A 23,390-nucleotide genomic window follows, 5' to 3' on the forward strand; every position below is an offset into this window, starting at 1 on the left:
GAGTTAAAGGTAAAATGGGAACACATCCAACAAAAATCGCGCTGCTGATCGGCAGCCTTTGCAGTTTTTCAATTATCGCGCCCGTTATGGCGGCTGACGATACCAGCACAGCTAAAGTCGATGAGCATCTTGTCGTGATAGGCCGCTCTGATAAGACCCCGTTAAATATTGCCGCCAATGTGAATGTGATTGATGCAGCAGCGATTGAAATGAGTGGCGCGACTAATTTGACCGACGTCTTACGCGGCCAAAGTGGTATTCAAATTTCGGATAACAATATTGGTACTAGCTTTGCTATGCGTGGTTTTAGCGCCAGCACAGCGGTAAACAACACCTTAATTTTACTCGATGGTCGCCGCCTAAATAACATCGATATTGCCGCGCCTAGCTTAAATGCGATTCCCTTAAATCTGGTTGAGCGCGTCGAAATATTATCGGGCAGTGCGGGCGTGCTCTATGGCGATCAAGCCGTGGGCGGGGTGATTAACATTGTGACTAAGTCGCCTGAGAATACTGGCGGCAGCGTGCAATTATCCGGCGGTAGCTTTAATACTTACGAAGGTCGTGGCGACGTGTCTGGCGCAATCAACAAGGATTGGCGCTATTTCTTGAGCGGTAGTTACAACCAAGGTGACAACTATCGTCAGCATAATGCAAACGAAACAGGGTCTATTCTGGGTCGCATTCAATATAAAACGGCGACGGATTCTTTCTTTGTCGAAACCAGCTATTACGATGATGATCGTGAAAATCCTGGCTCATTGACGGTCGATCAATTCAAGTTCGATCCACGTCAGTCTTCCAATAAAAGCGAATATGTCCATGAGATGACCACTGCGGCGCGCAGCGGTTATCAGCATCAGCTTAACCAAAACTGGGCGTTAGCGGCGGATTTGGATTACAGCGATACCTTAGTCAGCTCCGTCAATTGGGGCGCGGGTAGCCATAACACCCGCTCGCTGTTGATGTTTAGCCCCAAAGCTTTAGCCAACTACAGTACACGCCAAGGCGAGCTAAACCTAGTGACAGGCTTAGATATCAGCCGTGGTAAGGCCGATTACGATTCTATGGCACGTAGCAATGTGCAGGACATGCAAAGTGCTTATCTACAAGCCACTGTGCCATTAAGCCATACCTTAAGTTATGTGGTAGGCGGACGTTATGCGCGGGTGACTGACGAGTTAGTCGATGGCAATGTCTATCCAAATGGTATCGATTTAGATGAAGATGCCACCGCATTCGAGTTTGGCCTAAACTATCGCCCGAGCGCCGAGCACAGATTCTACCTGCGTGGCGATGAGAACTTCCGTTTCGCCAAGGTCGATGAGCAAGCTTACACCCCGAAAGATGTGTTTGGCTTAAAGCCACAGACTGGCCGCTCCTATGAGGCGGGTTGGGATTGGACAGTTGCCAGCCAAAGTCTGCGCGTGAGCTTATACCGCCTCGATTTAGAAGATGAAATTGTCTTTGACCCAAGTGCGGAAAAACCTGTTGGTGGTAGTTTTCAAGGTGCAAACGTTAATGCCGATGCCTCACGCCGTTATGGCGCGAGTGCCGATTGGGATTGGCAGGTGACTCAAGCATTACAATTAGGGCTGGAATATAACTATATCGATGCCGAATTTACCGATGGATTGAATGATGGCAAGAAATTGTCTTGGGTGGCGGAGCACTCCGGGCGCGGTTATGTCAGTATGGATGTTGCGGAGCATATCCAACTGTTTGCAGAGGCGATTTACACGGGCGAGCGTTTCGTCGAAGGCGATAATGCTAACCAAGGCGAAAAACTTGCTAGCTATGTGCTTGGTAATCTTGCCCTTAACTATAGCCGTGATGCTTGGCTTGCGAGCTTACGTATCGATAACCTGTTTGATAAAGACTATGTTAGCTCAGGTTATTATGGTGGCAACTGGGGTGACGGCTATTACTCAGGCCGAGGCCGTGATATTCGCTTGACGGTAGGTTACCGCTTCTAAGCTGAATCCTAACAATTAAGTGATTTAGCGCATTTTAAAGCCAGACTCAGTCTGGCTTTGTTATTTCTGTTGTTTGATGCAGAGAAAAATCCTCTCTACGGGTGTAAGATAGGCTAAATCGTTGCTTATACAGCAGAGCAGATCACCTATACGGTTGATACAATTATTATACGACTTAGTGCTGAAATTCTTTGTGGTTTGGGTATGATGTGAGCGGTATTCGAATCATCTTATAGCTAATAACAGGTGTAAAGTGTCCTATGACAGATCTTGAGCAACAGGTTTTTACTCAAGTGAGAGCCATCATAGCGAATGAAGAGCAAGTAATTGGCCGCCGTGGGATCTTAATTCCACTTAAAAAGGCCATTCTTGCTGAAGGCGATATTCGTAATGTGATCGATATTATTTCGAGCGATCCCGCGTTAGCGGCCCATATGTTGATGCGCAGTAATTCAGCGCAGGCTTCTGGCGTGGTCAGCCCCAAGTCTCGTTCCTTAAAAGACGCCTTAATTCGTTTAGGTCAAGTCAATATTTACCGTTACGCCTTTGCGTTCTATCTGAAAGAGCGCCTCGATGAATTACCTCAACCCTATAAGAAGCTGGTGCAAGGTTATTGGAAACTCACGGAAAATATTGCAACTGATGCGGTCGACAGCTTGGTCGATATGCCGGATGTCGATGTCGACCCTGATGAAGTACAAACCTTGGCGCTGTTTAGCGTATTCGGGCAAATTATTGCTTTAACCGCTTTTGCCTATTTGAATGCGAGCTCTGAGCAATCTTTCCCGTTAAGTGTGATTAAGTCATTGATTGATAATCAGCAACAAACATTAACCATCGAAGCCTTTGAAGCCTTAGATCTCGACCAAGATCTGCGCCAAGAGTTTATGATCGCCCATAATCTGCGCCAGACCCGCAACCCGAACTCATCTGGGTTAGTTCTGCGCCGAGTATTGTCAATGCGCGGTTTATTGCTTAATCCGCTCTAAGAACTGCTTATAAAAACAAAGCCTGCAATAGCAGGCTTTGTTTTACTTTCAAAATCTTAGTTAGATTTCTGCTGGCGAGTTAAGCCTTCGCTTGCCACTAATTGCAGCCAATTTTGCACTAACGCCGAGTTGGCACTGTGGCGACGATAGGCACCAAATAGTGGGCGCTTTAACCCCTCTTGGCCTAGTTTTACCGCGGCGAGGCTTAAACCATGTCCTTCATTAATAGACCAATTGGGCAGGGCGGCGATACCGTCCTTACAGGCGATGCGTTGCAGTAACATCATGGTCAAATCACAGGTTTTTTGCTCGCCAGCTTCTATGCCCGCGGGTTCTAAAAAGTGGCGGTAAATATCTAAACGCGCCAGTGGCACCGGATAACTGATTATCGGTAAACGCGACAATTGCTTAGGCGTAACATAGGCTTCTTTCGCTAAGGGATGATCCTTAGCAACTACTAACTTCACTTCAAAATCAAACAAATGCTGATAGGCTAGCGAGTGCCCTGGCACGGGATCTGAGGTGAGCACTATATCCAGTTCGCCCATTTCTAGGGCATTGAGCGAGTCGAATAGATGACGGCTTGAGAGATCTAACTCGGCTTGAGGATGATCTTGCCTAAATTGCTCCATCACTGGCATTAACCAGCGAAAACAGCTGTGGCATTCAATCCCAACCCTTAGCTGATTAGTATCGGTCTCCAATCCATTTTTGAGATCGGTTTCCGTCTCCAACACCTTAGGGAGGATCTCTTCTGCGAGGTGTAACAGGCGAGCGCCTTCCTGAGTGAAGGAGAGGGGTTTGCTCTTACGCACAAAAATGGGCGAGTTAATTCGTTGCTCTAACTCCTTAATTTGATGGGAGAGCGCCGATTGGGTGACAAAACGTTTTTTGGCTGCGCCCGCCAAGCTGCCACTCTCTTTCAGTGCCATTAAGGTTCGCAGATGTCTTAGTTCGATCATGATCACTCCAAGTGAATTTCGCTCATGTTGCGCTTGAAATCAATTCGGTTGCTGGCGTAGAGACTATCACAATAAACTTCTAGACGTCCAGACGCCCATTGTGATTTATCCAAGCTTAAATGCGAAAAAATGTTTAGGAAACACAATCCGGTGGGTGTTAGTGCCGAATAGGCTTATCTCAGATAAAGGAAGATATGGTATGCAATTAAACAGTCTTGGTTTTCCCCGTATCGGGCGTCGTCGTGAACTGAAGTTTGCCCTCGAAAAATACTGGCGCGGTGAGAGCACCCAAGCTGAACTGCATGAGGTGGCCAGGGAGTTACGTCGTACCCATTGGCAATGGCAAGTGGCAGCGGGGATTGAGCAAGTGCCAGTAGGGGATTTTGCCTTTTACGATCAAGTATTAACCCTGAGTGCGACCTTAAACGCTATTCCAGATCGTCACCGCGGCGAGGGCGCAATCGATCTTGATACCTTATTCCGTGTTGCCCGTGGCCGTGCACCAACCGGCACCGATGCGCCAGCCTCGGAAATGACTAAGTATTTCAACACCAACTATCACTACTTAGTGCCAGAGCTTAAGCAAGACCAAGTGTTCTCTATCGCCTATGAGCAGTTTTTTGATGAAGTGGCCGAGGCCCAGGCGCTGGGTTATAAAGCCAAGCCCGTATTGTTAGGCCCTGTGAGTTACTTGTATCTGGCCAAAACCGTGGGTCAGGATTTTGATAAACTCAGTTTATTGCCAAATCTTTTAAAAGCTTATGCTGAGATTCTTGCGCGTTTTGCTGCGCAGGGAGTGACTTGGGTTCAACTTGAAGAACCAATCCTCGCGCTCGAATTAACTCACGAGTGGCAAGCGGCGATTAGCGAATCTTATCAAGCGCTTAAAACGGCTCAAGTAAAGATTTTACTCACCAGCTACTATGGCAGCATTAGCCATCATCAGGCGCTGGTTTCCGCGCTGCCAGTGGCGGGTCTGCACCTAGATTTAGTGACTGCCCCTGAGCAATTAGCTTTGTTTGCTAATGCCTTAAGACCAGATCAAATTTTGTCAGTTGGCGTAGTTAATGGCCGTAACGTGTGGGCGGCTGAAGTTGACCTGATTGTCGAGCGTATCGGCAGCGTTGCCAGAGACTTATGCTCACAAGACGGATCGCGCCTATGGATTGGCACCTCCTGTTCATTGCTGCACAGCCCTGTGGATTTAGAGGTGGAGACAACGCTCGCGCCGACGCTACGTCAGCAGCTTGCGTTTGCTAAGCAAAAGCTGCTGGAACTGGCTAATGTGCGCCAATTGTTGCAGGCCCCTGAGTCTGTCGCGGCCAAAGAGATAGTTAACACCTGTTTGGCCCGCCGTGAGGCCAAGGCGCAGGCGGCGGATGCTAAAGTAATCGCCCGTGTTGCTGCGCTGACCCCAGCCGACTATGAGCGTGTGAGCGAATTTACTGAGCGCCAAGCGGTGCAGCAGCGCAAGTATCGTTTGCCATTGCTGCCAACGACCACGATTGGCTCATTCCCACAAACACCGGCAATCCGTGGTTTACGCAGTCGCTGGCGCAAAGGTGAGTTAAGCGATGCCCAATATACCGAGCAGTTGCAGCAAGTGACTCGCGATACTATCGACCGCCAACTCAAACTCGGTATCGATGTGCTGGTACACGGTGAGGCCGAGCGTAATGACATGGTGGAATACTTCGGCGAGCAGCTCGAAGGTGTGGGCTTTACCAAAAATGGCTGGGTACAGAGTTATGGTTCTCGCTGCGTGAAGCCGCCATTGATTTATGGTGATGTGAGCCGCCCGAAAGCCATGACGGTTGATTGGGCTGTATTTGCCCAAAGCCTGACGGACAAACCTGTCAAAGGTATGTTAACGGGCCCTGTGACGATTCTACATTGGTCGTTCGCCCGTGAAGATATCAGCCGCGATACCATTGCCACCCAATTGGCGCTGGCAATTCGTGATGAAGTGGTGGATTTACAACATGCGGGCATTGGCATTATTCAAATTGATGAGCCAGCCTTCCGCGAAGGTCTGCCATTAAAACAAAGTGAGTGGCAGGCTTACTTAGATTGGGCGGTCAATGCCTTTAAACTGAGTGCGGCAGGTGTGGTGGATGAAACCCAAATCCACACTCATATGTGCTACAGCGAGTTTAACGACACGATTGCCGCAATTGCCGCCATGGATGCTGACGTCATCACTATCGAGACTTCGCGCTCACGCATGGAGCTACTCAACGCCTTTGAAGATTTTGAATATCCAAATGAAATTGGCCCTGGCGTTTACGATATCCACTCGCCCAATACCCCAAGTGTTGAGGCTATGGTGCACCTTATCGAAAAAGCGGCGCAAAAAGTGCCAGTGCGCCAACTGTGGGTTAACCCCGATTGCGGCCTTAAGACCCGCACTTGGGATGAGGTAGAACCCGCACTGAAGAACATGGTGGATGCGACCCGCGAACTGCGTCGCCGCCTCGGCTAAGTGCTTGTGATATCTGTGCAATAAATGCCTCTTTGGCATAGCGTAAAAAAACAGGGATACTTTAGGTATCCCTGTTTTGCTATTGGTTGTTTATAAGGGCTATCCATTTAGCGCCACCAGTGTCAATATGTAGTAATGAAAACTTCATCGTATTTATTAAAAGCTGGCGTCGATTACCCTACAAATTGGGACGAATTTGTTGATTGGTTTCATGATGAACAATCTTGCACTAGCTACCTTTACGCACTTCGTTGGCCAAACGGATTCATTTGCCCAAGCTGTTCGAGCCATCAATCACCTTATCAGTTAAGTAATGGCAAGTTAAAATGTCATGCTTGCCGTTTTCAGTGTTCAGTAACATCAAGTACACTTTTTGACAAAACAAGAACCCCCATGAAAAGTTGGTTTGCAGCTGTCTGGTTTATTACAAATCAAAAGAATGGGGTCAGCGCTCTTGGAGTCCAAAGGCTATTAGGTCTTGGGAGTTATCAAACTGCTTGGTCTTTAATGCACAAGTTAAGATATGCCATGGTTGACCCTGAAAGAGATAAACTGTCCGGCATCGTAGAGGTTGACGAAACATTAATAGGTGGGGTCATTCCAAAATCATCTATTAAAAATCAACAGGGTAAGCGTAAAGCTATAGTTTTGGTGGCTGTTGAGCTGCTATCACCCTCTGGATTTGGGCGGATACGTTTAAGGCAAGTAGAAAGTGCAACTAAAGAACATATCCATCAATTCATTCAAGATGTAATAGAGCCTGGTAGCACAATTTGTAGTGATGGTTCTCAAGCATACAAGCAAATAGACAAAAAAGGATATAAGCATAATCGGATGGTGCATTTAGGTTCATCTGTACCTGCACATGAAACAATGGCTGGGGTGCATCGAGTCTCATCATTATGTAAAAGATGGCTTTTAGGTACGTATCAAGGTGCGGTAAAGGCTAAGCAACTTGATTATTATTTAGATGAATTTACATTTCGCTTCAACAGAAGAAAGTCAGATTCTCGGGGATTATTATTCTACAGGTTGCTTGAGCAAGCAGTGCGTTCTAAGCCGATAACGTACCAATCAATTAAAAATCGATAACCACAATATATAGTGGTTGGTCGTGCTAAGTGGATAGCCCTTTTGTTTATACAGACCTTTGCTTAAAAAATCAGCGTTCCACTCCATGACCCTTTAGTTTGAGGTATTCAGATAATCTCAAGTAACATGGATTTAAATGGTTCAACGTTTTATCCGTATATTTAAAGGTCTAGGGCGCAAACTTCTACACAGATATTTGCAAATCTTTACCTGATATCGACACTTCCTTCGTCTACTGCGCTTAGCTAACTCTATATACTGACAGCACTATTTTTCCTCCCGCAAGATACACGCTTGCGCCCATTGGCATTGATGGACACCTAGATTCAGATGAAAAAATCCTCAAAGCGTAAATTGATATTGATCCTAAGCGGCCTCATCCTTCTCGGGGGCGGCGCTTATTTTCTGTTGCATAAACCCGAGGCGGCACCAAGCTATGTGACGGAGCCCGTCAGGCGAGGCGATATTGAAAACTCGGTGCTCGCCAATGGCATGTTGCAGGCTTCTAAATTGGTGAGTGTGGGCGCGCAAGTTTCAGGGCAAATTTTGAGTTTGTCCGTAGCGCTTGGCGAAGAGGTGAAAAAGGGCGATCTTATCGCGCAAATCGACAGCCTTGCCCAGCAAAACAACTTGCAAAATGCGCTGGCTTCCCTAAAAAACATCAATGCCCAGTACCGAGCGAAGCAGGCGCAAATACGTCAGGCAAAGCTCGAATATACCCGTCAGCAGCAAATGCTCGCCGATAAGGCCAGCTCCCGCGCTGACTTTGAAGCCGCCGAAGCCACGCTCACGGTTTATCAGGCAGAGCTTGAGCAGTTAGAGGCGCAGAAACAACAGGCTGAGATTAATGTCGACAGTGCCAGAATCGATTTAGGTTATACCAAAATCACTGCGCCTATGGATGGCACTGTCGTTTACTCTGCGGTTGAAGTGGGTCAAACCGTAAACGCCAATCAAACCACGCCAACCATAGTCGAGATGGCGCAGCTCGATACCATGACGGTCAAGGCGCAGATCTCCGAAGCCGATATCGTTAATGTGCGCCCCGGACAGCCAGTGTATTTCACTATTCTTGGCAGACCTAACCATCCCTATCGCGGCAGCTTAAGGGCTATTGAGCCTGGCCCGACGTCAATGGATGGTGACGATAGCAATATGAGCTCCAGCGATTCAGACGCCATTTATTACCATGGCCTGTTCGATGTCGAAAACCCCGACCGTACCCTACGCATTGGGATGACGGCGCAGATCTCGATTGTACTCGCCAAGTCTGATGATGCGCTGTTAGTGCCATCGCAAGTGCTCAAGGTTAAACCAAAGGATAAAGCAGCCTCGCCAGCGGAACGTAAGTCCCGTGGGCCGCAATATCAAGTGCCTGTGCTGGTGGACAACCAAGTGCAATATGTGGATGTCACCGTCGGGATTAATAATAAAATCAATGCTGAAATTCTTTCTGGTTTAAAGGAAGGCGACCAAGTAGTGCTCGGGATGCCTTCGTCCGATGATGGCAGCGCGCGTATGCGTCGCCCGCCTAGTGTGAGGTTTTAAGTGTGACTAAGCCATTACTGGAAGTGTCAGCTTGCTACCGCAGCTTTCAGGCGGGTGAGCAACAACTGACTGTACTTAAAGATATTAATCTTTCGATCGCTCGGGGTGAGATGGTGGCGATCGTCGGCGCCTCAGGTTCGGGCAAGTCAACCCTGATGAATATCTTGGGCTGTTTAGATAAACCCTCAAAGGGCGCGTACTTTATCGATGGCCAAGATACGTCGCAGATGGATGTGGATGAACTAGCAAAGCTGAGACGTGAGCATTTTGGCTTTATTTTCCAGCGGTATCATTTGCTTGGGGATCTGAATGCCGTAGGTAACGTCGAAGTGCCCGCTGTGTATGCGGGTAAAGATCGCTTAGAACGTCGGGATCGGGCGGAAAGCTTGTTATCGCGCTTGGGTTTAGGTGAGCGTCTCGATCATAAACCCAATCAGCTCAGTGGCGGCCAGCAGCAAAGGGTGAGTGTGGCGCGGGCGCTGATGAATGGCGGCGATGTGATCCTCGCCGACGAACCGACGGGCGCACTAGATAGTCACAGTGGTGAAGAAATGATGCGGCTATTGCAGGAGCTGCATCGCGAAGGCCACACTATCATCATCGTCACCCACGATATGCATGTGGCGCAGCATGCGGATCGCATTATCGAGATTAAGGACGGGGTAATTATTAGCGATGAGCCTAATCTTGCCTCGCAAACAGCGGTAAAAGCGCAAGTTGATATGAGCCTTGCAAAGCCTTCGGGAGCAACTCGCGTCGCAGCGTGGGACAGATATGCTGAAGCCTTAAAAATGGCGCTACTGGCGATGTCGACCCACAGACTGCGCACCTTTTTAACTATGCTGGGGATTATTATCGGTATTGCTTCCGTCGTGTCGGTGGTGGCGCTGGGGGAAGGCTCACAGCGGGAAATCTTAAAGAGCATTAGTTCAATGGGCACCAATACCATAGACATTCGCCCTGGTTTAGGCTTTGGCGATAGGCGCTCGGCAAGGGTGCGCACCTTAACCGCGAGCGATGCCAATGCGCTAAAAAATCTACCCTATGTGGATAGTGTTACTCCAAGTATTAGCTCGAGCGTGACAGTGCGTTTAGGTAATAAAGCCGTTACCGCATCAGTGAATGGTGTGGGGCCAGAGTTTTTCCGGGTTCGAGGCTATGAGCTTGCCCAAGGGCAGTTTTGGGACGATGACAGCGTTGATGCACTGGCGCAGGATGCGGTGATCGATGATAACACTCGCAAACAGCTATTCCCCGATAGCACCGGGGCTATGGGTTCTGTCATCGGCCAAGTGATCTTCTTGGGGGATTTACCCGTGCGGATTATCGGTGTGACTAAGCCTAAGGAAAGCGCCTTTGGTAACAGTGATGCCCTCAATGTTTGGGTGCCTTACACCACGGTTTCTGGCCGAATGGTGGGCAAGAAATACCTCGATGGCATTACTGTCAGGCTCGATGAATCCGTGCCAAGTAATGCGGCGGAGCAGGGGATCATTACTCTGCTGAAGATGCGCCACGGCACTCAGGATTTCTTTACCATTAATACCGATACTATCCGCCAGAATATTGAAAAAACCACCGCGACCATGACGCTATTAATCTCGGCGATTGCGGTGATTTCCCTTGTGGTGGGTGGGATTGGGGTAATGAATATCATGTTGGTGTCAGTGACTGAACGTACTCGCGAGATTGGTGTGCGCATGGCGGTCGGAGCGCGCCAGAGCGATATTCTGCGGCAGTTTTTAATTGAAGCTGTGTTGGTTTGTTTGTGTGGCGGCGCACTTGGGGTGGCCTTGGCCTATTTAATTGGCGTGGTGTTTGCGCAAGCGGGCGGGAGTTTCCAGATGATTTATTCGACGACCTCGATTGTTGCTGCCTTTGCTTGTTCGACCTTAATTGGGGTGTTGTTTGGTTTCCTCCCTGCCCGTAATGCGGCGCGTTTAGATCCTGTTGAGGCCCTGGCTAGAGAGTAACTCAATGAATAATAAAGTGTTAATGCATCAAAACAAATTAAGAACCCTTAAGCTCAGCGTGATTGCCATCAGCATTGCACTGCTGTCTGGCTGTGGCGCGCTAATGCGCTCCGACTTTGAGCCGCCCGCATTGCAAGTGCCAGAGCAGTGGCAGCATACCGCGGTCAATAGCCAAGTCAGTCTCGACCCTTGGTGGCAAAAATTCAATCAACCAGAATTGAATCAACTTATTAGCCAAGTGCTTAGCAGCAATAATGATCTGACTATTGCGACCTTAACCTTGCAAAAGGCGCGTTTACAGGCGGGGTTAGCACGGGATGAGCTGTATCCTCAGCTCAGCTCTAATAATGCGGCGTCGGTGAATAAACCGCTGGAGGGTGGCAGTTCGAGCAAGGCGTACAAGGCAAACCTATCGGTAAGCTATGAGGTGGATCTCTGGGGCAAAGTGTCGGCCAATATCGATCAAGCCCAGTGGACGGCGCTGGCAAGCGTTGAGGATCGAGAGAGCACTGCGCATAGTCTCGTCGCGACGACGGCCTCGCTCTATTGGCAGATTGGTTATCTGCATCAACGCATTGAGCTTAGCAATAAAAGTATTGAATACAGTCGGCAAACGCTGGCATTAACCGAGCGCCAATATGCCTCGGGCGCGGTGACTGAGTTGAATGTGCTCGAGTCCCTGCGTAGTCTTGCGGGGCAAGAGGCCGCCCACAGTCAATTGCTGCAACAGTTGGTTGAAGCCGAAAATGCCCTCGCGATCTTACTCAATCGCGCCCCGGGGCAAGTGGCGGTTGAGATCAAACAACTGCCGGACAGTGCGGTACCTGAGATTGGCGTTGGCATTCCCGCCGACTTGATCGGCCGTCGTCCCGATGTGAAGGCGGCGTTGTATCAATTGCGCTCTGCGCTTGCCAGTAAGAATGCGACTTACGCAAGTTACTTCCCAAGTTTGAGTTTGACCGGCAGCGTGGGTGAGTCGACCTCCGAGCTAAAAGAGCTGTTGCGTAACCCCGTCGGTAGCTTAGGCGCAGGTTTAATGCTGCCCTTTTTGCAATGGAATCAAATGCAAATCAACAATGATCTTGCCGATATCGACTACCAAACGGCGATTGTGAATTACCGTAAAACCCTCTACAGCGCCTTTGAAGATGTGGATAACGCCATCTCGGCAAAGCAGCAATACGCCTACCAAGGTGAGAAGCTTGAGCAGCAGTTTAGCGCCGCTGCACAGGCTGAAGCTATCTACGAGAGCCAGTATCGACACGGCGCTATCGGCATTCAAAATTGGATTGATGCGCAGGAGAATCGCCGCAGCGCCGAGGCCGCATTGCTGGAGAATCGCTATAACCAATTAACGGCTCAAGCGACACTCTACCAAGCCCTCGGTGGGAGCGATATTGCGCCGCTATTAGCGGATAACTAATTGAATTGTTAAATAAATAAAAACCGCGATGCCTTAGGCTATCGCGGTTTTTTATTATCTATATCAGACGATTGCGTTTAGCTGCGCAGGATCTGGAGTGGCAAGCTTAACATATCATCGCCCGTACCCGCTAAGTGCCAGATAATCCCAACGAGGGCGGCAACGGTCGCTAAGTACCAAATGGTTGAGAAAATCTGTCCATATCTGTCCAGCGGCAAGAGGTGGCTTTGATGGCGAGAGCGCCATTCAAATACAATTTCTAAACTGCCGATAAGTAGCAAGAAACCGAGCAGGGCTAAGCCTAAGGTGTAGCTGATATAGACACCAAAGGCGGCGCCGATGACGCAGGCAATTAATCCCATAATGCTGTTCATCGAGAAGCTAATGCTTTTTAAAATATGGCCGCCATCGAGAGGCAAAATTGGCAATAAATTAAACAGATTAAGTAGTGCATTAAAGGCTGCTAGTCCCGCGAAGAAGATATTGTCGGTAAAGTGGTAAGCGATAAGTGAACCCACTGACATCAACAGGCCAAAGGTCGGCCCCATAATGGAGATCACCACATCTTGCCAACGGGTGTTAATTTTTTCATCGCTGAGGGCGAGTCCGCCCATAAAGGGGATAAGGTAAATTCCTTTGGTTTTCATTCCAAAGTACTTCATCGCACGGATATGGCCGTATTCGTGGAAGACTAAACAGGCGATAAGGGCTAAGGCAAATTGGAAGGAGAATAGCCAAGAATAGGCGGCCACACTCGCGCCTGCGAGCACCACTTTGATGACTTTGGCGCTTTTTAGTAGCTTAAAACCGAGGGAGGCTAAGCCCACAAAACTGAATTTTTGTGGCGCTGTCACGGGAATTTCAGGCATTTGCCGTTCGATATCTTTTTCTGTGCGAGTACCTTGGGCAATCACTTCCTCATCCACTAATAGTCGATAATCAAATCTAAAGGGTTGCCAAACGACATCGGTTTCGAGCCGAACAAGGATTTTGTTTTCAAGAACCTGCGCTTCGCCGGAATCGCTGGCCAATTGGCTGTGATGTTGAGTGAGTTCAAATTGATGGACTTTGAGGCCGCCATTGTCCACCGAAGCGGCTTTTTGTGAGACTAAGTTATTGTCCCAAAAGAGTAGTTGCCAACCTGCGAGGGAGCCTTCCAAACGCAGTGATTTGCCTAAGCAGTCAATCTTAAGTAGTTCCAATTTAGGTTCCGTTTGTTGGTGTATCCGAATGATGCCCTGCGTTGATTTGGCACTTTAAGGCAAAGTATGAGTATCAATCGCTTGGGCATAACGGGCTGACCCGTGTGTGACAAATTATGCCTGCTAAATGTGGTTGAGGATATTAGCTTTTTGGATCATCTCCTTGAACACTGTGAATCTTATCAGATTTTATTCAGGCTAAACTTAGTCATCCAAGCTATGGACGATTTCCATTCCTTGGGCAAACGTTGTGAAAGCTAATTTGGCCACACAACATTGGCCAATGGCATTGGCATGTTTTTGCACCCACTTAATGAAATCGATCAGAGATAGTTTTTGCTCTTGTTTTAGGAGGTTAGGCAGCTCGCCAATGGGATCTTCGTGAATGGTGGTTGGAGTTGCACGGATCAAATATTGGTTACCTAGACTGTCGAGTAACAGATCCGTATCGATAAACTGATGCTGATATAGGCAGGCGAGTTCTAACCAATCACGTTGATGGGCAAGGTAAAGGAGTTCATCATTTTGAGTCAGCTTAACGACTGCAGGCCATTGAATGTCAGCCATTCTTACTTGAGTCATGTGTATTCTCGTGACCATATTTTGATTCAACCTACAACATTTCACCCAACGTTGGCGCATTGGCGTGGGGAAATCGTTAGGGCAGTATGCCACCGACCTGATAGAAGAAGAAAGATATCGTGAGATTTTCTAGGGTATGTTGACGTTTTGAGACGAAATATTGTTCGTTCAGGCAAGTTTGTGCGCGCAAAAACAGGGATGAGGTGTTGTTATTCCGATTAAATGACGAGCGGTTCCGATGACGAATAAGGGGGCGAGCTTATTAGGCGCCACCTTCTGGCTAGGTTTGTTGGCCTTGCTGCTGCGCTATCGTCCGTTTATCAAGAACGAACAACATTGCTCGGGCTTTTTGTGTAAACGGTTGCAACATTACCGCCCAAATTCCCCTTGAAACGTCAACACACAAGCTAATTTGTGGCTCCTTGAGCCTTGGGCTTGGCATTGTAATCAAAGTTAATCTCTTGATTGATATTGGAGATCGAGCAAGTGCCGTGTTCGCGGGTCGTTCTATGATTGGCTTGGCCGATATGAAACTCGACATTGAGGAAGACGTGCTTAATAACGTCGATATGGTATTTATCAAAATAGCTTTCAACTTCTTGCTTTAGACCGTCAAACTCAAGCTCTTCGCGGATACGTTCATTCAAGATGCGATTTTTCTCATCGAGCATTATCTTAATTTGCTCGATCATCACGGGATCATTTTGCCATTCCGATTTGGGCGGTAGCTTTTTTAGCCGAGCCTCAATATCCAGTGTTGCAAGCACCATTGCCTGAACACTTTCTTCAATGTGTTTAAGGTTTTGTTTGAGCTCACCTTGCTCCATCGCACAAAATACTTCTGTTTTAGTGCCAGCGGTAGCTCCAATGGCGACCGCAATTAGCCCTTTTTCTGCATGGGCGATACCACCAATTAAGTCACCACGACGGCCGCTGGTATCGCTTACCGTCAGGGTTCCAGCCGTTTTGGTATTACTATGAAGTAATTGTTTTGTAATTAAAATATTCCCCTTCGCGGTTAATTGGGAATATTGCACAAATTGGGCGCTGATCTGTCCTTGTGCTGTGAGGTTAGTGGAAAACTCATTGACGCGAATTTGCCTGCCGATCACACCTTTACTGACGGTAATATCACCTTCCGCCTCAAGGGTGGCTGAATCGACAAAACCCATGACGGTAATGTCACCAGCACTTTTCACTATCATGCCCTCATGCACGTCACCAGTGATTAAAATACTGCCTTTAAAGGTGACATGACCTGTGCTGATGTCCACGTCTTTGACCTGTAACACGTCATCGACATTCACGCCTGTACGGGTTTCAACGGGTTGCCCTGCGACTGTTGCGATGAGTTTATTGGGATCTTTGGGATGGAAGTCAGCACCTGTACCTGCTTGTAGTGGCAGATCTTTTCCTGGCTTTTGCTTAATCACTTCGCCCTTAATGTTATAACCGGGGGAGCCTTCTGTCGCGGGGTGTTTTATCATCAAAATATCGTTGGGCTTGACCATAATCATGGAGCCAAGATTACGCATATCGACTGTGCCGTCTTCCCGCTCCTGTGGCTGGAGTAAGCGTTCACGGGCCAGCGACACCTTACGCTCCAGTACGGCATTTTGGCCGTTTATGGCGTGTTTGCCTTGGGCTATTTCATTTTTGCAGCTATTACCGGGTTTGAGTTTGGTCATTTTTTGTAGCAAGGTTTGGATTTTTAGTTTGCTTAACCCCATGCAAACATTGTTTTTTTTAAGTTCAGTGAGAATTTCTGGTAAGTCGACCGCTTTGCCTCCACAAGGTGCGGTTAAGGTCATTGTCGCGAGCATTTTATCAGGGCTGATTTCGATCTTAACGCTACCATCACGGCGCTCCGCCAGTACGGCAAACAGCTCAAATTTCCCCTTATCTTGATTGCATAAGGTGTTGGTTTGCGCGACCACTTTATCAATTGCCTGATCAAGCGGATGCAGTAAACAAAACTCAGGGAGAGACAAAAGGCGCATCACATCATCACGGTTGATAGGACCATGATCTTTAGGGATCAGGCGTAATTCCGCCTGGCTTTTGTCACTGCTTAACTCGAGGAGTTCAGGGGCCAACATATGAGCGCTTCCTACTCGGTTGTTTTATTTTTGTTTTATCGACTAACGCGAGTATAACAGTAGAAACTTTGTCCAAAGAAGCCTTTTTGACGCGGAAAAAGGTAAATGTAGTTAGTTTGTTGCTGATGGTCTATTTGTTGATTTTTAAATAGATTTTTATTTGATTAACACCCTGTTAGCCAGTGTTATCATTGGTTTTTTGCCATATTTTTAGCATGAACGTTGATTTAGTTAGTTTTTTGCTGTTAACAAAAACTAAACTTTACAACGCAAGCGCTTATGATAGGGCTGTCAATTAGCCATAAATTGGGGGTCATTAAGGGGGGACTGCTATTGATTCCGTTCACAAAATCATGAAATTGTTGTTTGCAAACAGGCCCAGTAAAGGGGGGCTAACCTCGTTCATTATGCGCTTTGCAAAGGGGAAAAGTTTTCTATCTGGTATTGTTAAGTCTAAACAATATCTAGGGAGTTTAAATTTATGCCTTTTAAGGTATTGAATTTAATTGTTTTTACTTAATTAACGGTTGCCGCACTTTGCAGAATTTCTCTATTGATCTGAACTAGCAACTGAGGTGAAAAATATTCGCCGTTAATTTGGGGGAATGACCCCTTTTTCATTCACCGCCTTTGCAAGAGATATGCATAAAAAAAGCCGAGTGATTTATCACTCGGCTTTAAACATGTCCTTGATATTAAATTATTTTGTGAAAAATACCAGTGTCCAAGGGACTATGTATGCTTGCAATACTGTCAGTACACCAATAAAAGTACAGAAAAATAAACTGTGCTTTAGGGTAAAGCGGAAAAGGTCTGATTCTTTACCTGCCAATCCCGTAGCTGCGCAGGCAACGGCAATTGATTGAGGTGAAATCATTTTGCCAGTTACACCACCTGTAGTGTTTGCTGCGACTAATAACTCGGGTGTTACACCGATTTGGTTGGCGGTATTGGCTTGTAGTGCACCAAATAAGGCATTTGATGAGGTGTCTGAGCCTGTTAAAAATACACCTAACCAACCTAAGAATGGCGAGAAGAAGGGGAATGCTACGCCAGTGCCTGCGAGCACGAGTGCTAAGGTTGAAGATAGACCTGAATAGTTTGCAACAAAGGCAAATGCTAATACTAATCCAATTGACAATATCGGGAATCTTAATTCAATTAAAGTGTCTTTAAAGGATGTCAGTGCATTACTTATTGACATTTTAAGGACCACAATTGAGATCATTGCTGCGATTAAAATTGCTGTTCCAACAGCGCCTAATAAATTAAGTTTATATATTGCTGCATAAGGGGTTTCCTTAGCGACAATAGGCGCAGTTTTGATAACTAAGTTATGTAGGTAAGGAACTTCAATACTGATAGTGGCAAAACTTAATGCCAGCTGCACATCTTTGATACTCCATAACGTCACAATCGCCGTGAGAATAATAAATGGAGACCAGGCTTTAAATATTTGGCCATTTGAGAAAGTAGATTTAGGCGTAACAGCTCTTTGTTTCATCCCTGAGAAGGTGAAAATTTCTTTTGGCTGCCAAACTTTTAAAAATAACGTTAAACAAATTAAACTGACTAACGCCGAAGTAATATCGGGTAATTCTGGTCCGATAAAGTTTGAGGTCAAAAATTGGGTAACCGCAAATGAAACACCTGCAACTAACGTTGCTGGCCAGGTTTGACGTATTCCCCTGATACCATCCATCATTGCGATAAGCCAGAAGGGAACAATAATCGATAATATCGGTAACTGACGGCCTGCGAGTTGTCCAATATGGAATGGATCTAGTGATGACACTTGACCCGCTACGATAATAGGGATACCCATGGCTCCGAAGGCTACTGGCGCCGTATTTGCGATTAAGCACAGTCCTGCTGCATACAATGGATTAAACCCAAGTCCCACGAGTAACGCAGCTGTAATAGCAACTGGAGCGCCAAAACCTGCAGCCCCCTCAAGGAAGGCACCAAATGAGAAACCGACCAATAGCATTTGCAACCGTTGATCTTCGGTGACAGAGATTACTGAAGAACGAATAATCTCGAATTGGCCTGTTTTAACAGTAATTTTATACAAAAACACTGCAGTGATAATAATCCAAGCAATAGGCCAGAGACCATAGCTAAAACCATAGATAGCTGAAGCTAATGCTATACTTACAGGCATTTTGTAAGTGATGATCGCTACTGCTAAGGCAATTAATAAGGTTAATGCTCCGGCAATATGACCTTTCAGTTTTAACACCGTCAAAGCGAGAAAGAAAAACACAATAGGCAGTAAAGCCACGATTGCGGTGAGCCACAAGCTACCGAGTGGCGTATATGTTTGGGTCCAAGTCATAGGGGGTCCATATGGTTATAATATAGTAATAAACAGTATTGTGTATGCAACATTACAGATACTAATGTTTAGTGATGTTGGAGTAATATTTTATTCTTCAATAAGTGACATTGGTCACGCAATGTGGGGGTAGGTGAGAGGTTTAAAGGCGCAAATAGCAAAAAAATAAGATATAAGGCATGTGCTTGCGGTATAGCTAAATTAGTTATTTTTGAGGTGTGCGTTGTCAATGCGTTTTGTTTGCTGGGTTAATCAAGGTATAAATTTTTGAAGTATAACTAATGATTTTATTGTTTAAAGTGGAAGGTATGACTAATTTTATAATGAAATTGTTTTTAAATATTAGATTTATTTATGATTTTATTCTTAAATTTATAGATTCGAGCGCACGTTGAATTTATTTATTTGTTATTTTTAATGTGCTTTAAATCGCTATTTATATGCGTTTTGGTAATGTGATGATGTGATGATGTGATGATGTGATGATGTGATGATGTGATGATGTGATGATGTGATGATGTGATGATGTGATGATGTGATGATGTGATGATGTGATGATGTGATGATGTGATGAACGGTTTGACTCAAGATTATTTAGCTGTTGTGGATTAAAATCGTAGTTACATCGAACTTAAATGCTTTAATTGTCGTGTCAGATAAAAATTATTTGTGCATGTGTCAAAAATAAGCGACTTTGTTTGGTTGAATGTTTTTTGCTGAAATTAAAACTTGTGAGGGAGTGTGTGTTGGTATTTCGTTACTGTAAAAAAAATCGGATATTTTGGTTAGGTTATTAAGAGTTTTTTAAATTAAATTCCGTTTAGTAATTTATTGAATAATAACAGTTGATACTTCCAGGGAAACTGACTGTTATTTAGCGTAGTCATTTAGATTAATATGGAAACGCCAGATTAGGGCGCCGATATTCTCGTTATGCTGAGTACTCTTCCTATTATCGAGCGGAGAATGAAGTTTTCCCGCTCAATAACAGAATTAAGTGAAGCTTAGCTGCTATATCAAGACTGTTGGAAATAATAGAGTTTGTATTTGTTATTCTCAGCAGGCACGGTTAATTGGCCAAACTCGGCGGCGATTGTGTCCGAGTAGGGCAGATGGCGGTTAGCCACGATTTGCCAAATGCCTTTTGATTGTAATTGTTTAGCACTATCAGCCACAAAGCGCTGGGCGATATTAGTGGTGCTAGCAAGCCCATCGTGGAACGGAGGATTAGAAATAATACCATCGAATTTGCCACTGGTTTGGGCAAGACCATCGGAAGGATAAACCTTGGCCATCATGCCATTTGCCGCCAGCGTAAGTTCGCAGGATGCCAGCGCCATGGCATTGATATCAATACATTCCAACGATAGTGTAGGCTGTGCTTTGAGTAGCGTAGCGGCAATCACGCCGGCGCCACAGCCAAAATCCAGTACCCGACCAGATAGCGTTGGCAGATGCGACAACAATAGCTCAGTGCCTTGGTCTAAATGCTTTTCACTGAAAACACCGACCAAATTGCAGATGGTGATGTTCCCTTGTGGGGTGGAAAGTTGATACTGGCTAGCCCAATCGCTGAGTGTTATCTCTGGGGCGGTATCAATTAAGCTGCTGCCAAAGAGTAGGCTATGGCGGGCGTTATCGAGTTTGACGCCCGCAGCGAAATAATTAGGCAGCAGTTTGACTAAGGATTTTATGCCGCCTTTGTTTTCCCCCACCACCAGTAATTGACCATTAGGCACTAAATGCTGGGCGGCCAGATTAAATAAGTAGGGCGCTAACGGCTTAGCCTTAGGGAAGTACACGATAACGGTATTGTACTTATTTTGATGCGGCAGTTGATGGCCGAAATAGCAACGCAGTTTATTATTCGCCTGCGGCGCTAGATGCAGATAATGGTGGTAATCCAAGGCGAGGGCATCGACTGAACTTGCGACATCAAGCAGTGCTTTTGGTAGTAAATCAGCCTCATGATTTAGCACTAATACTTTATGTTGGCTCAGGGTTTCCTGATTACGGATGATGACTTGTGATGGATTAGTTAACACTGTGCGGCTACCGAAAAAAATAAGTGTGGGCATTATACCTCTTATTCGGCTTCGAGCCAGCCTACATCCCTGCTTGGATAAATGTGTGAAATTAATCGACTTGGCAAAATGAACATGAATTTTGCCTAAGTAAACCAAGGCCAATAAAAAAGGCAACTATGTAAAACACGGTTGCCTTTAAGCTGTTAGCTGGCGCGATATTCGCGTGGACTATTATTTTTAGCAAATAGCAGTAAGTAGCAGCAAACTAGCCCTGTGGCTGCACCGTTGTAGGTGCTGGGGTTTTTGGCTTCTTAGGTTTAGGTAACAGGCTAAAAATTTTATTGGCGATATCTGTGTTGTCTTGATGGCCGTTAAATAGCTCTGAAGCTGGGCCGGCGGCAAACACTTGCACATCCATACCCGTATGACCGCCCGTTGTCCAACCCGTATCAGTACGCTTATCAATTACATAGCGAATCGCCACCGCCAAGGTTTCCGCGCCTTGCGTTCTGGCAGCACTTAACTTAGAGGTTTCTTCTTCGGTAAGTGCAAAGCCTAAACCGCGAGATAAATCGGCTTGCCAAGCGTCACCGCTTATAGCTGCTTGCGCAAGTGTATCAGCGCTGGCGGAGATATTACGCAGGATCTCGGGATTCCAGTTGTAGTTGCCATCGGCGCCAATCGACAGGCCGCCAGTACTATGATCTGCGGTGATCACCATTAAGGTATCGGAATTCTGTCGCACAAATTGCTCTACGACTTCAATTGCGTTGGCAAACTCATCCATTTCGCCCATTGCGGCGGCAATATCATTATTATGCCCCGCCCAGTCGATAAGGCTGCCTTCAACCAGCAGTACAAAGCCTTGTTCATTTTGTGACAGTAAATTGAGGGCTTTTTGAGTCAAGGTACTGAGTTTTTTGGCATCTTTCTCATCGATAGCCCATGGAAGTTGCACCTCGGCAAACAGACCTATCACTTTAGGTTGGCTAATGCTGGCAAGCTCTTCAAAGCGCGTAATATGTTGATATCCCTTGGAGGTAAATTGGGCTAGCAACTCTGGGGAGAAATATTTTTGTCCACCACCTAAAAACACATCGGCATTGGTTTGCAGATAACTTAATGCCAGTGCATCGTAGTTTTTACGGCTCTCGTTATGGGATAAAAAAGCCGCTGGCGTGGCATGGTTAATTTGTGAGGTAACGGCCACCCCTGTGCTTAAGCCTAAGGATTTGGCCTTTTCTAAAATGGTGGGTAGTGGCTGTTTTTGAGTATCGACCGAGATGGCACCGTTATAGGATTTGACTCCTGTAGCAAGGGCCGTCGCTGCGGCGGCCGAGTCGGTAACATAACCACTGACACTGGCGGGATATGTGCTCGCCATCCCAACCAATAAACGGTCGAAGACGGTTTGTTCGACTTCTTCGGTATCTCGATTGTCTTTGTAATAGCGGTAGGCGCTAGTGTAGGAAGGCCCCATGCCGTCACCAATCATAATGACAATATTTTTGGGGCGCGATGGCGCTTTGACTGGGTCAGTCTCATTGGCACCAGCTTCTGCTGCAAATGTGGGTGAGGATAGCCATAAACTCATACCAAGCAGTAACAGTGGCGCTTTGGTGATACTCATATCAGATCCCTAGAAGTCGCAGGCGCTCTTAAGGCGCCTTATATTAATAATTAATCGCTTAGGCGTACAAGGTTACTGACCAAGACGAGTTTCGATTGCATCGAACAGCATGCCTGTGATATCGACATCAAACGCCGCTTGGATTTCGCGGATACACGTTGGGCTGGTGACGTTAATTTCAGTGAGTTTGTCGCCAATCACATCGAGACCTACAAAAATAAGGCCGCGTTTTTTCAGCTCAGGGCCAATGGCGCGGGCGATTTTCCAATCGGAATCCGATAATGGTTGGGCAACACCGCTGCCGCCAGCCGCTAAGTTTCCGCGGGTTTCGCCTTTTTTGGGAATACGGGCTAAGGCGTAGGGCACGGGCTCGCCATCTACCACCAGAATGCGCTTATCGCCCTTGGTGATTTCAGGAATAAAGGCCTGCGCCATCGCATATTGGTTGCCGTATTGCGTCAAGGTTTCGATGATCACCCCAAGGTTCGGGTCGTCCTGTTTGACGCGAAAAATCGAGGTGCCACCCATGCCGTCTAATGGCTTGAGGATAATATCGCCCTTAGCTTGGTGAAACGCGCGGATACGATTGGCATCGCGAGTCACTATGGTCTCAGGGGTAAATTCACTAAACCAAGCGGTGAACAACTTTTCGTTGGCATCACGCAGGCTTTGAGGCTTGTTGACGATTAACACGCCTTGTTCTTCGGCGCGCTCTAGCATGTAAGTGGCGTAAATATATTCGGTATCGAAGGGCGGGTCTTTACGCATTAACACGACATTAAGTTCGCTTAGCGGCGTATCTTTGGCTTCGCCCAGTTCAAACCAGTGATTGGCATCATTCATGACTTTCAATGGCCGCATATTGCCCATGGCTACACCGTTTACGATGGCGAGGTCTGCCATTTCCATATAAAACAGTTGATAACCCCTTTCCTGCGCGGCCATTAGCATGGCAAAACTGGAGTCTTTCTTAATGTTGATCTCACTGATGGGGTCCATCACTATGCCGAGTTTTATCATTAATCTGTTCCTTATTGGTTGCCATTGCTGGCAAGAAGCATTTAGGG

General features: G+C 46.7%; 15 protein-coding genes. 7 read left to right on the forward strand and 8 right to left on the reverse strand.

The window, feature by feature from the left end; translation table 11 throughout:
* The first annotated feature begins 14 nt into the window (after positions 1 to 14).
* Positions 15 to 1,976, forward strand: a complete 1,962-nt coding sequence (locus tag SO_RS03835; RefSeq protein WP_011071109.1) for a TonB-dependent receptor — start codon at positions 15 to 17, stop codon at positions 1,974 to 1,976.
* A 260-nt stretch (positions 1,977 to 2,236) separates the two neighbouring features.
* A complete protein-coding gene (locus SO_RS03840) occupies positions 2,237 to 2,965 on the forward strand; it encodes an HDOD domain-containing protein (protein ID WP_011071110.1) in 729 nt (242 codons plus the stop codon).
* A gap of 56 nt (positions 2,966 to 3,021) precedes the next feature.
* Here SO_RS03840 and SO_RS03845 read toward each other — a convergent pair whose 3' ends face one another.
* Entirely contained in the window at positions 3,022 to 3,927 is a 906-nt protein-coding gene (locus SO_RS03845) for a LysR family transcriptional regulator (RefSeq protein WP_011071111.1), read from the reverse strand.
* Positions 3,928 to 4,126: 199 nt separating this feature from the next.
* Between SO_RS03845 and metE the strand changes: the two genes are divergently transcribed.
* From metE to SO_RS03870, 5 genes are all read left to right on the forward strand, one after another.
* On the forward strand, positions 4,127 to 6,409 hold the full coding sequence (metE, locus tag SO_RS03850) for a 5-methyltetrahydropteroyltriglutamate--homocysteine S-methyltransferase (RefSeq protein ID WP_011071112.1): 2,283 nt from the start codon (positions 4,127 to 4,129) through the stop codon (positions 6,407 to 6,409).
* Positions 6,410 to 6,544: 135 nt separating this feature from the next.
* A complete protein-coding gene (locus SO_RS03855) occupies positions 6,545 to 7,501 on the forward strand; it encodes an IS1595-like element ISSod11 family transposase (RefSeq protein WP_011071113.1) in 957 nt (318 codons plus the stop codon).
* Positions 7,502 to 7,831: 330 nt separating this feature from the next.
* Entirely contained in the window at positions 7,832 to 9,049 is a 1,218-nt protein-coding gene (locus SO_RS03860; RefSeq protein WP_011071114.1) for an efflux RND transporter periplasmic adaptor subunit, read from the forward strand.
* Positions 9,050 to 9,051: 2 nt separating this feature from the next.
* Complete coding sequence (locus SO_RS03865) at positions 9,052 to 11,022, forward strand: MacB family efflux pump subunit (protein WP_011071115.1); 1,971 nt, start codon at positions 9,052 to 9,054, stop codon at positions 11,020 to 11,022.
* 4 nt (positions 11,023 to 11,026) lie between these two features.
* Positions 11,027 to 12,445 (forward strand): efflux transporter outer membrane subunit, encoded by a 1,419-nt coding sequence (locus SO_RS03870; protein ID WP_011071116.1) that lies wholly within the window; start codon positions 11,027 to 11,029, stop codon positions 12,443 to 12,445.
* A gap of 77 nt (positions 12,446 to 12,522) precedes the next feature.
* On the opposite strand, the gene SO_RS03875 is transcribed toward SO_RS03870, so the two are convergent.
* The 7 genes from SO_RS03875 to gshB all read right to left on the reverse strand — a co-directional run bounded on the left by SO_RS03875 (position 12,523) and on the right by gshB (position 23,343).
* Complete coding sequence (locus SO_RS03875; protein WP_011071117.1) at positions 12,523 to 13,647, reverse strand: site-2 protease family protein; 1,125 nt, start codon at positions 13,645 to 13,647, stop codon at positions 12,523 to 12,525.
* A gap of 204 nt (positions 13,648 to 13,851) precedes the next feature.
* A complete protein-coding gene (locus tag SO_RS03880) occupies positions 13,852 to 14,229 on the reverse strand; it encodes a DUF4144 domain-containing protein (protein WP_011071118.1) in 378 nt (125 codons plus the stop codon).
* 407 nt (positions 14,230 to 14,636) lie between these two features.
* The gene (locus tag SO_RS03885; RefSeq protein WP_011071119.1) at positions 14,637 to 16,328 is read right to left on the reverse strand and encodes a DUF342 domain-containing protein; all 1,692 of its coding nucleotides are present in this window, start codon (positions 16,326 to 16,328) and stop codon (positions 14,637 to 14,639) included.
* A gap of 700 nt (positions 16,329 to 17,028) precedes the next feature.
* Positions 17,029 to 18,666, reverse strand: coding sequence for a lactate permease LctP family transporter (locus SO_RS03890; RefSeq protein ID WP_011071120.1), 1,638 nt, complete (start codon positions 18,664 to 18,666; stop codon positions 17,029 to 17,031).
* 1,016 nt (positions 18,667 to 19,682) lie between these two features.
* Positions 19,683 to 20,711, reverse strand: coding sequence for a methyltransferase (locus SO_RS03895; protein WP_011071121.1), 1,029 nt, complete (start codon positions 20,709 to 20,711; stop codon positions 19,683 to 19,685).
* A 247-nt stretch (positions 20,712 to 20,958) separates the two neighbouring features.
* On the reverse strand, positions 20,959 to 22,323 hold the full coding sequence (locus SO_RS03900; protein WP_011071122.1) for an alkaline phosphatase: 1,365 nt from the start codon (positions 22,321 to 22,323) through the stop codon (positions 20,959 to 20,961).
* Positions 22,324 to 22,395: 72 nt separating this feature from the next.
* A complete protein-coding gene (gene gshB, locus SO_RS03905; protein ID WP_011071123.1) occupies positions 22,396 to 23,343 on the reverse strand; it encodes a glutathione synthase in 948 nt (315 codons plus the stop codon).
* Positions 23,344 to 23,390 lie beyond the last annotated feature (47 nt).

The organism is Shewanella oneidensis MR-1 (genome assembly GCF_000146165.2).
Lineage (GTDB): Bacteria > Pseudomonadota > Gammaproteobacteria > Enterobacterales > Shewanellaceae > Shewanella > Shewanella oneidensis.

Bases quoted from the DNA above. Each gene is read 5' to 3' on its own strand.
- SO_RS03870 (WP_011071116.1), top strand. From the start codon at position 11,027: ATGAATAATAAAGTGTTAATGCATCAAAACAAATTAAGAACCCTTAAG.
- SO_RS03855 (WP_011071113.1), top strand. From the start codon at position 6,545: ATGAAAACTTCATCGTATTTATTAAAAGCTGGCGTCGATTACCCTACA.
- SO_RS03885 (WP_011071119.1), bottom strand. From the start codon at position 16,328: ATGTTGGCCCCTGAACTCCTCGAGTTAAGCAGTGACAAAAGCCAGGCG.
- SO_RS03845 (WP_011071111.1), bottom strand. From the start codon at position 3,927: ATGATCGAACTAAGACATCTGCGAACCTTAATGGCACTGAAAGAGAGT.
- SO_RS03900 (WP_011071122.1), bottom strand. From the start codon at position 22,323: ATGAGTATCACCAAAGCGCCACTGTTACTGCTTGGTATGAGTTTATGG.
- metE (WP_011071112.1), top strand. From the start codon at position 4,127: ATGCAATTAAACAGTCTTGGTTTTCCCCGTATCGGGCGTCGTCGTGAA.
- SO_RS03835 (WP_011071109.1), top strand. From the start codon at position 15: ATGGGAACACATCCAACAAAAATCGCGCTGCTGATCGGCAGCCTTTGC.
- SO_RS03840 (WP_011071110.1), top strand. From the start codon at position 2,237: ATGACAGATCTTGAGCAACAGGTTTTTACTCAAGTGAGAGCCATCATA.
- gshB (WP_011071123.1), bottom strand. From the start codon at position 23,343: ATGATAAAACTCGGCATAGTGATGGACCCCATCAGTGAGATCAACATT.
- SO_RS03890 (WP_011071120.1), bottom strand. From the start codon at position 18,666: ATGACTTGGACCCAAACATATACGCCACTCGGTAGCTTGTGGCTCACC.
- SO_RS03860 (WP_011071114.1), top strand. From the start codon at position 7,832: ATGAAAAAATCCTCAAAGCGTAAATTGATATTGATCCTAAGCGGCCTC.
- SO_RS03880 (WP_011071118.1), bottom strand. From the start codon at position 14,229: ATGACTCAAGTAAGAATGGCTGACATTCAATGGCCTGCAGTCGTTAAG.